Origin of the sequence: Streptomyces djakartensis, assembly GCF_014651075.1 — a bacterium.
Taxonomy (GTDB): domain Bacteria; phylum Actinomycetota; class Actinomycetes; order Streptomycetales; family Streptomycetaceae; genus Streptomyces; species Streptomyces djakartensis.
On sequence record NZ_BMWE01000006.1, the window covers coordinates 329,112 to 341,077 of the forward strand.

Consider the following 11,966-nt stretch of genomic DNA (forward strand, 5'->3'; position numbering starts at 1 on the left):
TCCGGCTGCGACGGTGTGGGAGGTTCCGGATGGTGAACGACGGTGCGGACGAGGGTGCGGGCTGGCTGGGTGTCGACCTGGGCACGCAGAGCGTCCGTGTGCTGCTCGTCACCGCCGACGGCACGGTCCTCGGCAGCGGCTCGGCCCCCCTGGCCGGGCGGCGGGCCGGGGTACGGCACGAGCAGGACCCACTGCGCTGGTGGGCGGCGCTGTGCACGGCGTCCCGGGCGGCCCTCGGCTCCGCGCCCCCCGGCCTTCCGGTCGGCGGTCTCGCGGTGTGCGGCACGTCCGGCACGGTGCTGCTGACGGACGGTTCGGGACGGCCGGTGAGCCCCGCGCTGATGTATGACGACGCCCGAGCGGCGACGGAGGCGTCCCGGGCCCGCGAGGCGGGGCTCGCGGTCCAGGACACCTGGGCGCTGCCGAAGGCGCTGTGGCTGGCGGGGGAGTACGGCCCCGGCCTGCGCCTCGCCCACCAGCCCGACCTGATCATCTCGCGCCTCATCGGCGAACCGCCCCCGGCCGACTCCAGCCACGCCCTCAAGACCGGCTACGACCTGTGGGGCGAGGCATGGCCGGAAGCGGCACTGGCCCAACTCGGCGTCCCCGACCGCCTCCTGCCCGACGTCGTACGCCCGGGCACGCGCCTCGGCGAGGTGTGCGCAGCGGCCGCCGACGCCACCGGCATCCCCGCCGGCACCCCGGTGCTCGCCGGAATGACGGACGGCTGCGCGGCCCAGATCGCCTCGGGCGCGTTGCGCCCCGGATCCTGGAACTCGGTGCTCGGCACCACGCTGGTGCTGAAGGGAGCCGCCCGCGACCCCGTCCGGGACCCCACCGGCGTGGTCTACAACCACCGTGCCCCGGACGGCACCTGGCTGCCCGGCGGGGCGTCGAGCGTGGGCGCCGGAGCCCTCACCGCGCACTTCCCGGACGCCGACCCCGCGGCGATGGACGAACGGGCCGCCGCTTTCGAGCCGTCCCGGGCGGTCGCCTACCCGCTGGTGTCGCCGGGGGAGCGGTTCCCCTTCCGGGCACCGGAGGCGACGCCGCTCCTCCTCGGGGAACCGTCGGACGACGCCGACCTGTGGGCCGCGCTGCTCCAGGGCGTCGGCTTCGCGGAACGCCTCTGCCTGGACTACCTGCACCACCTCGGCGCGCCCCTGGACGGGCCCCTCACCTTCACCGGCGGCGGCGCGCGCAGCCCGTACTGGAACCAGTTGCGCGCCGACATCCTGGGCCGCCCGGCCCGCGTCCCGGAACAGACCGAACCGGCCCTGGGGATGGCCGCGCTGGCGGCCTTCGGAGTCTCGGAGACCGGGGCTCTGGCGGACGTCGCCGGGCGCATGGTCCGGGTCCGGGCCGTCCTCGAACCCCGCCCCGACCGCACGGCGGCCTTCGCCGAACCGTACGCCCGCCTCGTCGACGCCCTGCGGGAACGCGGTTGGCTGCCCGCCCGCGTCGCGGAACACGCCCGGGCCCGTCTGCACCTGGACACGGGGGACTCATGACCGGGACCCTGGTGCGGCCCCGCACCCACAGCCCGACCGCACCCGAACGGACCGGCCCTTGACCACCACCCTCCTGCTGGCCCGGCACGGGCAGAGCGTCTGGCACGCCGAGAACCGCTACGCGGGGATCAGCGACATCGGCCTGACCGACACCGGCCGCGCCCAGGCCGAGGCCCTCGGCCGCTGGGCCGCCGCGCATCCCGTCGACGCGATCTGGACGTCGCCGCTCTCCCGGGCCGTCGCCACCGCCGACCCCGCCTGCCGTGCCCTCGGCCTCACGCCGCAGTACGACCCCCGCCTGCGGGAGTGCGACTTCGGTGTGGTCGAAGGCCGCACGCTCGCCGAGTTCGAGGCCGAGGACCCGGAGTGGGCCGCCGCCTACCGTGCCGACCCGGTGGCCAACTCCTTCCCCGGGGCCGAGGATCCTTCGGCGGCAGCGGTTCGCGGAGTCCGCGCCCTGCGCGACATCGCCGCCGCCCACCCCGGCGGACGTGTCCTGGTCGTCGCCCACAACACGCTGCTGCGCCTGGTGCTGTGCACCCTGCTGTCGATCCCGGCCCGGGAGTACCGCAGAGTGCTCCCGCGGCTGCGCAACGCGGCGATCAGCGAACTGCGCGTGCACCCCGACGGTTCCGCCGCACTCCTCTCACTCAATGTGCCCTGCGGGGCGGAGGGGGAGTAGCAGGGTACGGAAGACCCCCGCGAGTCACGTCCTCGCGGGGGCCTTCTTCCTTCCGCCCGCCGTCGTGAAGGGTGAGAAGACGATCACGAGGCAGGACGCTCGACGGCCCTCAGGGAGCCAGCGGCAGCACATCCGCCCGGGACTTGGCGGCCTGGTGACGGCGGGCCACGTCCTGCCAGTTCACGACCTGCCACATGGCCTCGATGAAGTCGGCCTTCTGGTTGCGGTACTGCAGGTAGAAGGCGTGCTCCCAGGCGTCGAAGACCAGGACCGGCGTCGAGCCCTGACCGACGTTGCCCTGGTGGTCGTAGACCTGCTCCACGATCAGCCGCCCGCTCAGCGGCTCGTAGGCGAGCACACCCCAGCCCGAACCCTGGGTGGTCGCCGAGGCCTTGGACAACTGCGCCTTGAACCTCGCGAAGGACCCGAACGACTCGGTGATCGCATCCGCGAGTTCACCCACCCCGTCCTGCGCCAGCGGCTCACCGCCACCGTCCTTCGGGCCGGTCATGTTCTGCCAGTAGATGCTGTGCAGGATGTGCCCGGAGAGATGGAAGGCCAGGTTCTTCTCCAGCCCGTTGATGGACCCCCAGGTCTCCTTGTCCCGAGCCTCGGCGAGCTGCTCCAGCGTGTCGTTGGCGCCTTTCACATAGGCAGCGTGGTGCTTGTCGTGGTGCAGCTCGATGATCTCCGGGCTGATCACGGGGGCGAGCGCGGAGTAGTCGTAAGGGAGCTCGGGCAGCGTGTAGACGGGCATGGGGATTCCCCTCCGGGGCTCTTATTGCAATCAACTTGCAACTGCACGCTAGCAGCAGAAGGGCGTGCTCGTGTGGCCCGGGCACGCGAAAAGGCCCCCGCGTGTGTCGCGAGGGCCTTCTCACCGTCCGGTTCCTACTGCCGGGCGCGCGCCTTCTGCCACGCGTAGCCGACGGCCGCCAGGGCCAGCGTCATCCCGCCCGTCGAGTACAACTGCACCCGGGTGTCCGGCTGCCGGGCCATCAGCACGAAGACGGTCACCATGCCGGCCAGCGCGACCCAGGTCAGCACCGGGAACGCCCACATCCGCACGGCCAGCCTCTCGGGTGCCTCGCGCTCCAGACGGCGGCGCAGGCGCAGCTGCGAGACGGCGATGAAGATCCAGACCACCAGGATCACCGCGCCGATCATGTTCAGCAGCCAGGCGAAGACGTCGTTCGGGCGCCAGTAGCTCAGCAGCACGCACCCGAACCCGAACACCGAGGACGCCAGGACGGCGATCCGCGGCACCCCGCCCGAGACCCGGCCCAGCCCCTTCGGGCCCTGGCCGCGCGCCACCAGCGAGTAGGCGATGCGGGAGGCGCCGTAGATGTTGGCGTTCATCGCGGACAGCAGCGCCACCAGCACCACCACGTTCATCAACTGCCCGGCACCCGGGATGCCGAGCTGGTCGAGGGCGGCGACGTACGGGCCCTTCTCGACGACCTCCTCGGAGTCCCAGGGGACCAGGGTGACGATGACCGCCATCGAGCCGATGTAGAACAGCGCGATCCGCCACATCGCGGTGCGGACGGCACTCGCCACGCCCTGGACCGGGTTCTCCGACTCGGCCGCCGCGATGGTGACCGTCTCCAGGCCGCCGTAGGCGAAGACCGAGGCGAGCAGGCCGATGACGAGGCCCTCGCCGCCGTTCGGCAGGAAGTCGGTGAGGTGGCTCGCGCCCGGCGAGTCCGTGCCGGGCAGGACGCCCGCGATCGCCAGGACGCCGAGCACCAGGAACAGGGTGATCGCGCCGACCTTCAGGGCCGCGAACCAGAACTCGAACTCGCCGAAGTTCTTCACGGCGGCCAGGTTCGTGCCGCAGAAGACGACCATGAACAGCGCCACCCACGCCCACTCCGGCGTGCCCGGCAGCCAGCCGCTGACGATCTTCGCGGCGCCGATGCCCTCCAGGCCGACGGCCGTGCAGAGCAGCACCCAGAACGACCAGCCGGCCGTGAATCCCGCCCAGGGGCCGATCGCCCGCTCGGCGTGCGCCGAGAACGACCCCGACGACGGATACGCGGCCGACATCTCGCCGAGCATCCTCATCACCAGCATCACGAGGGCGCCGGAGAGGGCGTAGGCGACCACGATCGACGGACCGGCGGCGGCGATGCCGGCACCGGAGCCGACGAACAGACCGGCACCGATCACGCCGCCGAGGGCGATCATCGACAGGTGGCGCTGCTTCAGGCCGTGCGAGAGGGAGGCGTCGTCCGTACCGGCCGGCGTCTCCGTGGTGGTGCTGCTGGGCATGGGCGTGGCTCGTCCAATGCGTGAGGGGCGTGCGGGGGGCAAAAACGCCGCCAGTCTCGGATGCCTCCCCGCCGAAGCGGTGAGGCATCCCAGCATCCGGACAGTCGCGTCGCTCTCCGTGGCTAGGCGGCCACCGGCGTGTAGTGCGAGGCGTCGCCCTCGATGACGTAGCTCTCCTTGCCCTCGACCCCGACGGGGACGTCCCCCGCGACCGTGACCCGGTGCAGACGGCGCGGCCGGCCGTCGTAGTTGTCGACGGCGTAGTGCTGGGTGATGCGGTTGTCGAACAGGACGAGCTGGTCCGGCGACCAACGGTGGCGCAGGACGTTCTCCGGCCGGGTGACGTACGCCTGGAGCAGGTCGAGGATCTTGCGGGACTCGCCCGGCGAGAGGCCCACGATCCGCTGGGCGAAGCCGCCGATGAACAGGCCGCGTTCGCCCGTCAGCGGATGGACCCGGACCACCGGGTGGACCGTTCGGTACTTGATCGAGGTGAACTGGGCCCGCCGGGCGGCCTGCTCCTCGTCGACGGCCTCCTCCGGGACGGCGTAGTCGTAGTCGTTGGTGTGCTCGGCCCACAGCGTGTCGGCGAGGGCGCGCAGCGACTCGGGCAGGTTCCGGTAGGCGGCGGCCGAGCTGGCGATCAGCGTCTCGCCGCCGTACGGCGGGACCGTGATGCTGCGCAGGCTGGTGGCCTGCGGCGGGTTGAGGACGAAGGTGACGTCGGTGTGCCAGTGGTTGGCGGCCCGGCCGCCCTCGCTGTCGACGGGCAGCACGTTCGGGGCGCCGTCGACGGCGGGCACCGTCGGGTGGGCGGTGGTGATGTCACCGAAGTGACGGACGAAGGCCTGCTGGCCCGCGTCGTCCAGGCCCTCCGCGTCGAAGACGAGGGCCTTGTGGGCGTTGAGCGCCTCACGCAGGGCGGTGTACGTCTCCTCGCCGAGAGGCCGGGTGATGTCGACGCCCTCGAATCGGGCGCCGATGTTCGCGGTGACCTTGTGGATCTCGATGGCCATGACGGGTTCCTTTCGGACGGCAGGGATCAGAGGAGAGCGGGGGCGGGGACGTGCTGGTTGGCGGGGCGCGGGAGGCCGTACCGCTCCCGCAGGGTCCGGCGGGGGCTGCCGTACTCGGTGCGGAGCAGGCCGCGGGCGCGCAGGATCGGGACGACGTGGTCGACGAAGGCCTCCAGCCCGGACGGCAGCACCGCGGGCATGATGTTGAAGCCGTCGGCGGCGCCCGACTCGAACCAGAGCTGGATCGTGTCGGCGACCTGCTCGGGCGTCCCGGCGAAGGTGAGGTGCCCGCGCCCGCCGCCGAGCCGCCCGATCAGCTTTCGCACGGTGAGCCGCTCACGCCGGGCCAGCTCGACGATGAGTGTGTAGCGGCTCTTGGCGCCCTCGACGGCGCTCTCCGGCGGCAGGTCGGAGGGGAGCGGGCCGTCCAGATCCAGGGTCCCGGGGGCCAGTTGCAGCAGCCGCTCAAGGTGGGCCACTCCGTGCGTGTGCACGATGTGGTCCTCCAGGACCCGCTCGCCGGCCCGCGCCTCGGCCTCCGTCGAGCCGATCACCGGCACGATCCCGGGCAGCACCTTGATGTGGTCGGCGCCCCGCCCGGCGGCGACGGTCCGGGCCTTGAGGTCGGCGTAGAAGGCCCGCGCGTCCTCGATGGTCTGCTGGGCGGTGAACACCGCCTCCGCGTACCGTGCGGCGAACCGCTTGCCGTCCTCGGAGGAGCCGGCCTGCACCAGCAGGGGATAACCCTGGGGTGTGCGAGGCACGTTGAGCGCCCCCTCGACGCTGAAGTAGCGGCCCTTGTGCCGCGGCGGGTGGATCTTCGCGTCGTCGCCCCACACGCCCGCCGCCTTGTCGGCGACGATCGCGTCGTCCTCCCAGCTGTCCCACAGCTTCAGCGCCACGTCGAGGAACTCGGCGGCCCGCGCGTACCGTTCGGCGTGCGCCGGCTCGGCGTCCAGACCGAAGTTGCGGGCGGCCTCGGCACCGGCGGTGGTGACGATGTTCCAGCCCGCCCGGCCGCCGCTGAGATGGTCCAGGGTGGCGAACTTGCGGGCCAGGTTGTACGGCGAGTTGTAGGAGGTGGAGGCCGTGGCGATCAGGCCGATGTGCTCGGTGGCCGTGGCCAGGGCGGTCAGCAGCGTGATCGGCTCCAATGCTCCGGCGGGCCGCTGGGCCACACTGCTCCACAGCTGCGGGCCGTCGGCGAGGAACAGCGAGTCGAAGGTGCCGCGCTCGGCGATCCGGGCGAGCCGCACGTAGTGCGCCAGGTCCACATGCGCGTACGGGTCGCTCTCCGGCAGCCGCCACGACGCCTCGTGGTGGCCGGTGTTCATCAGGAAGGCGTTGAGGTGCAGCTGTCTGCCGGTCATCGATGGTCCTCCGTGACACCGAGCGCGGCCAGCAGCCGCTCCCGGTACTCGCCGAGCAGGGGATCGCGGTACGACCGGGGGTGCGCGCGGTCGATGGGGAGGTCGAGGCCGATCCGGCCCTGGTCGAGGACGAGCACCCGGTCGGCGAGCACGATCGCCTCGTCCACGTCATGGGTGACCAGCAGCACCGAGGGCCGGTGGCGCTCCCACAGCTCCCGCAGCAGGCCGTGCATCCGGATCCGGGTGAGCGCGTCCAGCGCCCCGAACGGCTCGTCGGCCAGCAGCAGTTCCGGCTCCCGGACGAGGGACCGGGCCAGGGCGGCGCGCTGGGCCTCCCCGCCGGACAGCTCACCCGGCCAGGCCCGTTCGCGACCCTTCAGCCCCACCTCTTCCAGGGCCTCACGGCCGCGCCGCTCGGCGTCCTTTCCGTCGAGTCCGAGCAGGACGTTGGCGAGCACCCGCCGCCAGGGCAGCAGCCGGGAGTCCTGGAAGACCACCGACACCCGTTCCGGGGCGCTGAGCTGCCCGCTGCCGGTGACGCCGTGGTCGAGTCCGGCGATCGCCCGCAGCAGCGTGCTCTTGCCGGAGCCGCTGTGCCCGAGCAGGGCCGTGAGCTGCCCGGCGGGCAGGTCGAGATCGATGCCGTCGAGGACCGTCCGGCCGTCGAACGACCGGGTCAGGCCGCGCAGTTGGACGGCGGGCCGGGTCAGCTGCTCAGTGTGCGGCGCCATGACAGCACCCTCCGTTCGACGATGCGGACCGCGCTGTCGGAGATGAGGCCGAAGACGCCGTAGACGACCAGGCCGACGAGGATGACGTCCGTCTGGCCGTAGTTCTGCGCCTGGAACATCATGTAGCCGAGGCCGCTGGTGGCGTTGATCTGCTCCAGCACCACCAGGCCCAGCCAGGAGCCGGTCACGCCGAGCCGCAGCCCGACGAAGAAGCCGGGCAGCGCGCCGGGGACGACGACCTGCCGGATGAACCGGTACTTCGACAGGCCCTGGACCTCGGCCAGTTCGACGAACCGGCTGTCGATGCCGGACAGCGCGGCATGCGTGTTGAGGTAGATCGGGATGTAGACGACGATCGCGATGATGGCGATCTTGAAGGTCTCGCCGATGCCCAGCCAGAGGATGAACAGCGGGATCAGACCCAGGGTGGGGATCGCCCGGTTGAGGTTGACCGTGCCGTCGATCAGCGCCTCGCCGGTCCGGGTGAGCCCGGACGCCAGCGCGAGCAGGATCCCCCCGGTCAGACCGATGGCGAAGCCGGTGGCCGCGCGCTGCAGGGAGGTCAGGATGTCGTCCGGCAGCGTGCCCGCGTCCCACAGACGGCTGCCCGTCTCCAGCACCGTCCACGGCGCCGGGATCGCGCCCGGGTCGAGCAGTCCGGCCGCGGAGGCGACGACCCACAGGGCGAGGACGACGGCGGGCCCGATGAGCCGGGTGGCGGGCAGCCGCCTGCCCGGGGCCAGTCGCCGGCGCCTGCGCACCTGGCGGGGCTCCTCGACGGGGGCGAGCGGTGCGGCGGCGGTCGTGTGCGTGGTCGTGGTCGTGGTCGTGTGCGTGGTCACGATGGTCACCTCCGGTACTCCGCGGGTACGGCCTTCGCCGCGAGGGACTCGAATCGGTGGTCGAAGAGCTCGGAGACGTCGAACTTCTTCACGAAGCCGCCCTCTGCGAGCAGATCGGCGGTCTCCTGCTCCCACTCGATCGCCTCGTCCCAGCGCGGCGGGAACAGCGGCTTGTTGGCCAGCTCGCTGATCCCCTTCGCCTGGGCCGGGGTCAGGTTCTGCGTCCCGACGTAGAACTGCTCGTTCCACTCGTCGGGGTGCTCGTACGTCCACACCGCGCCCTTCGCCCAGTACGGGATGTACGCGGCGACCGCGGCGGCCTTCGCCCGGTCGTTGAGCACCGAGACCGGCGCCCACAGCAGGTTGAGCAAATCCACCACGTCCGTCTTGACGGTCCGGGCGGACTTGTTCTGCGCCAGGTACGCGGGCGCCTGCGTGTTGCCGAGCGGGGCGATGTCCACCTGCCCGGACTGCAGGGCCGTGAGGAACTGGTTGCTGGTCAGCGGCACCAGCTCCACGTCGTCGTACGCGAGACCGGCCTTCTTCAGCGCCCGCAGCAGCACGACGCCCTGGGCCTGGCCCTGCGAGAAGGCCAGCCGCCTGCCCTTGAAGTCGGCGACCTCACGGATGTCGCTGCCGGGCTTGGTGGCGAAAAGGTAGTTGGGCTTGCGGGTGATGTTGATCGCGACGATCTTCGCGTCGAAGCCCTGGTAGTGCGCCTGGATCGGAGGGACACCCGCGTTGTTGGCGACCTCCAGCGACTTCGCGCGGAAGGCGTTGATGACATCGGGGCCCGCGCCGATGTTCAGCCAGTTGGACACCTTGAACGGCAGGTCGCGGAACCCGGCCAGCTTGAACTGGAGTTGCTGCGCGTTCTGGAACGAGGCGATCTTCAGGCTCGTACCGGCGGGAACCTTGGAGGCCAGAGGAGCGTCGGACGCCGCTTCGGCCGCGGCGCTGTTGTCCGCGCAGCCGCTCAGTCCGGCCGCAGCGGCCGTCACGCCGAGCAGTGAGGTCAGGAACAGGCGCCGGTCGACACCGGGCACGGAGGGCGAGGGCATGGGAGGACTCCAAGAGGATGGAAGAGGGCACAGCACGCGGAATTCCGGGCAGGAAAAAGCCGGGCAGGGGAATTCACGTGAATTTCACACGGGAAGGAGAAGGCGCTCCGTGAACGGGCGCCTAGGCGCGTCAACGGGTCAGCAACAGAGAGTGCGACAGCTCGTGAGCGGGGTCATGAACAGGATGTTCCCGGCCATGCACCACCCCTGTCAACATTCCGAGTTTCTGAATTAAATGACCTCAGGTGACGCGCCCAGCGGATCGCGATAGAGCACGTCGAGCGCCACCGAACCACCCGCCACGGCCAGGATGGAATCCGGGAAACTGGTCGGTGACACGGTAGCGGCGCGGCCGGCTTCGACCTCTTCGCGCAACGCGGCCAGACAGTCCTCCCGGTGCATGATCCCGATCTCCGTCACGACCACCCGCTCGGGGTTGAGCACATCGAGCAGCAGCCCCACCGCCCGCCCGACCCTGCGCGACCGCTCCAGCAGCAGCCGTGCGGCCACCGGGTCACCGGCCGCGGCGGCGCCGACCACGTGCATCGGGTTCACCCCGTCGACGATCCCCGCCTCGCGGGCCCGCCGGCACAGTGTCCGCTCGCTCAACTCTTCCTGGAGGCAGCCGACCCGGCCGCAGTCGCAGGGCTCCGTGCCACCCGGCACCGGCAGATGGGCGATGGCCCCGGCCTGGGAGCGCGGCCCGTGGTGCACCTCGTCGTTGGTGGCGAACGCCGCGTCGACCACATTGCCCGCGAACAGGTGCAGCACGCTGCGGCTGCCCCGGGCCCCGCCGAACAGACGCTCCGCGTTGACCAGCGCCCGCGCGTGTCCGTCCACATGGACCGGCAGCCCGGTGTGCGCGCCGAGCACCTCCCGCACCGGCACCTCGCGCCAGCCCAGCAGCGGATGCTCGACGACGGTGCCCGAGTCCCGGTCCACCCAGCCGCCCGCCGCGAAACCGACGCTCAGCGGCCTGCTGCCGGGAGTTCCGGCGAGCAGCGCCGCCAGCGCGTCGGCGGCCCGGGCCAGCACCTGTGCGGGCTCGGTGCGTTCGTGCTTCACCTCGCGCCGGGCCACCACCCGCCCGCGCAGATCCAGCAACGCGACCGTGGTGTACGGCACCGCCACGTGCACGCCGCCGACCACGAACCGGGAGTCGTCCAGGTCGACCGGCAGATGCGGTCGGCCCACGCCCCTGGAACGCCGGAGTTCGGCGGACTCACGGATGAGCCCCAACTCGGCGAACCGGGCGCAGTAGCCGGTCACCGACGCGGGGGACAGACCCGTCAGCCGGGCGATGGTGCTGCGCGCGACCGGCCCGTGCTCCAGCACCGACCGCAGGACGACACTCGCGCTGGTACGGCGCCGGTCGCTGTCGGCGACACGGGGGATGGGGGACGTCAGAAGGGGAGCCGCGGTACGGGGCATGGGAATCTTTCTGGGGCCGGTCCGACACTGCGCCGTCTCGATCGGCGAGCCGGATCCGCTCCGCCCCGCCTCACGCCGGGCGGCGACAGGTGGCCGTGCCCTGGCGTCGCAGGTCGACATAGCGACGCCGCGAGAAGTACCGGGCCTGGGCAACCATGCCGTCGACGCTAGCAAAACGGTCCGCGCCCGGACAGACGGCGACCGACGGGCGAGACGGTGCCCCGTGATGGCCCCCGTGCCTTTGGGGGAAACCTACAGACGCCCTTCGCCCCGGTTCAGGTGTCGCGCAGCACTCCATCGACGTGACAGGCGTCACCCCGTACTCGGTGTAACCCGCTCCCTTTGTTCGGAGCCGACCAAGCGTCGGTTCGTGCCTTTGTCGACCACTGACGGTGATCGGGGCGAGCACGCTGGGATAGCGTCACGATGTCCCGACCACCCTCACCCTCGCGGAGTCCCCATGAGCACCGCTGCCGCCACACCCGTACGCGCCGGACAGGTCCTCGCCGACCTGCTCCCCGCCTCCCGTGTCAGGGACGCGGCCCTCGTGCTCGGCGGCGCCACGCTCACCGGCCTCGCCGCCCAGATCTCGGTACCCGTCCCGGGCTCCCCGGTGCCGGTGACCGGCCAGACCTTCGCCGCGCTGCTCGTCGGTACCTCCCTCGGCGCCGGCCGCGGGCTGCTCGCACTCGCGCTGTACGCCGTGGCGGGCGTCGCCGGTATGCCGTGGTTCGCGAGTGGCACCTCCGGTGTCGCCCCCTCCTTCGGCTACATCGTCGGCATGGTCCTCGCCTCGGCCGCCGTGGGTGCCCTGGCCCGCCGCGGCGCCGACCGCTCGATGCTGCGCATGGCGGGCACCATGCTGGTGGGCGAGGCGATCATCTACGCCGTCGGCGTGCCCTACCTGGCCTTCGCCACCGGCATGTCCGCCACCGCCGCGATCGCGGCCGGCCTCACGCCGTTCCTCGTCGGCGACGCGCTGAAGGCGGCGCTGGCGATGGGGGCGCTGCCGACGGCCTGGAAGTTCGCCGACAAGAGCTGAGCTCAC

General features: G+C 71.8%; 11 protein-coding genes. 3 read left to right on the plus strand and 8 right to left on the minus strand.

Annotated features, from left to right (window positions below):
* Positions 1-29: 29 nt before the first annotated feature.
* Together IE212_RS13085 and IE212_RS13090 are read left to right on the plus strand one after the other, a co-directional pair.
* Complete coding sequence (locus IE212_RS13085) at positions 30-1,511, plus strand: FGGY-family carbohydrate kinase (protein ID WP_190197964.1); 1,482 nt, start codon at positions 30-32, stop codon at positions 1,509-1,511.
* A gap of 58 nt (positions 1,512-1,569) precedes the next feature.
* Positions 1,570-2,193 (plus strand): histidine phosphatase family protein, encoded by a 624-nt coding sequence (locus IE212_RS13090; RefSeq protein WP_190197965.1) that lies wholly within the window; start codon positions 1,570-1,572, stop codon positions 2,191-2,193.
* A 109-nt stretch (positions 2,194-2,302) separates the two neighbouring features.
* Here the strand turns inward: IE212_RS13090 and IE212_RS13095 are convergent, their stop codons facing one another.
* The 8 genes from IE212_RS13095 to IE212_RS13130 all read right to left on the minus strand — a co-directional run bounded on the left by IE212_RS13095 (position 2,303) and on the right by IE212_RS13130 (position 10,918).
* Positions 2,303-2,950, minus strand: coding sequence for a superoxide dismutase (locus tag IE212_RS13095; RefSeq protein ID WP_190197966.1), 648 nt, complete (start codon positions 2,948-2,950; stop codon positions 2,303-2,305).
* A gap of 134 nt (positions 2,951-3,084) precedes the next feature.
* Positions 3,085-4,467, minus strand: coding sequence for an amino acid permease (locus IE212_RS13100; RefSeq protein ID WP_190197967.1), 1,383 nt, complete (start codon positions 4,465-4,467; stop codon positions 3,085-3,087).
* 122 nt (positions 4,468-4,589) lie between these two features.
* Positions 4,590-5,483, minus strand: coding sequence for a TauD/TfdA dioxygenase family protein (locus tag IE212_RS13105; protein WP_190197968.1), 894 nt, complete (start codon positions 5,481-5,483; stop codon positions 4,590-4,592).
* Positions 5,484-5,509: 26 nt separating this feature from the next.
* The gene (locus tag IE212_RS13110; RefSeq protein ID WP_190197969.1) at positions 5,510-6,853 is read right to left on the minus strand and encodes an LLM class flavin-dependent oxidoreductase; all 1,344 of its coding nucleotides are present in this window, start codon (positions 6,851-6,853) and stop codon (positions 5,510-5,512) included.
* Positions 6,850-7,584: an ABC transporter ATP-binding protein gene (locus IE212_RS13115; protein WP_190197970.1), complete on the minus strand. Its 735-nt coding sequence runs from the start codon at positions 7,582-7,584 to the stop codon at positions 6,850-6,852. The genes IE212_RS13110 and IE212_RS13115 overlap by 4 nt, the downstream gene beginning before the upstream one ends.
* The gene (locus tag IE212_RS13120; protein ID WP_373301382.1) at positions 7,560-8,426 is read right to left on the minus strand and encodes an ABC transporter permease; all 867 of its coding nucleotides are present in this window, start codon (positions 8,424-8,426) and stop codon (positions 7,560-7,562) included. The genes IE212_RS13115 and IE212_RS13120 overlap by 25 nt, the downstream gene beginning before the upstream one ends.
* A 5-nt stretch (positions 8,427-8,431) precedes the next feature.
* Entirely contained in the window at positions 8,432-9,487 is a 1,056-nt protein-coding gene (locus IE212_RS13125; protein ID WP_190197972.1) for an ABC transporter substrate-binding protein, read from the minus strand.
* Between the two features lie 231 nt (positions 9,488-9,718).
* Positions 9,719-10,918, minus strand: a complete 1,200-nt coding sequence (locus IE212_RS13130; protein WP_190197973.1) for an ROK family transcriptional regulator — start codon at positions 10,916-10,918, stop codon at positions 9,719-9,721.
* A 460-nt stretch (positions 10,919-11,378) separates the two neighbouring features.
* Here IE212_RS13130 and IE212_RS13135 point away from each other — a divergent pair, with 460 nt between their 5' ends.
* Positions 11,379-11,960 carry a biotin transporter BioY gene (locus IE212_RS13135; RefSeq protein WP_190197974.1) on the plus strand — a complete coding sequence of 194 codons (582 nt, stop codon included), beginning with the start codon at positions 11,379-11,381 and terminating at the stop codon, positions 11,958-11,960.
* Positions 11,961-11,966: the final 6 nt, after the last annotated feature.

What these genes read in the sequence shown, in the direction of transcription:
- IE212_RS13085 (WP_190197964.1), top strand. Translation starts at nt 30, where the DNA reads ATGGTGAACGACGGTGCGGACGAGGGTGCGGGCTGGCTGGGTGTCGAC.
- IE212_RS13095 (WP_190197966.1), bottom strand. Translation starts at nt 2,950, where the DNA reads ATGCCCGTCTACACGCTGCCCGAGCTCCCTTACGACTACTCCGCGCTC.
- IE212_RS13100 (WP_190197967.1), bottom strand. Translation starts at nt 4,467, where the DNA reads ATGCCCAGCAGCACCACCACGGAGACGCCGGCCGGTACGGACGACGCC.
- IE212_RS13105 (WP_190197968.1), bottom strand. Translation starts at nt 5,483, where the DNA reads ATGGCCATCGAGATCCACAAGGTCACCGCGAACATCGGCGCCCGATTC.
- IE212_RS13110 (WP_190197969.1), bottom strand. Translation starts at nt 6,853, where the DNA reads ATGACCGGCAGACAGCTGCACCTCAACGCCTTCCTGATGAACACCGGC.
- IE212_RS13115 (WP_190197970.1), bottom strand. Translation starts at nt 7,584, where the DNA reads ATGGCGCCGCACACTGAGCAGCTGACCCGGCCCGCCGTCCAACTGCGC.
- IE212_RS13125 (WP_190197972.1), bottom strand. Translation starts at nt 9,487, where the DNA reads ATGCCCTCGCCCTCCGTGCCCGGTGTCGACCGGCGCCTGTTCCTGACC.
- IE212_RS13130 (WP_190197973.1), bottom strand. Translation starts at nt 10,918, where the DNA reads ATGCCCCGTACCGCGGCTCCCCTTCTGACGTCCCCCATCCCCCGTGTC.
- IE212_RS13135 (WP_190197974.1), top strand. Translation starts at nt 11,379, where the DNA reads ATGAGCACCGCTGCCGCCACACCCGTACGCGCCGGACAGGTCCTCGCC.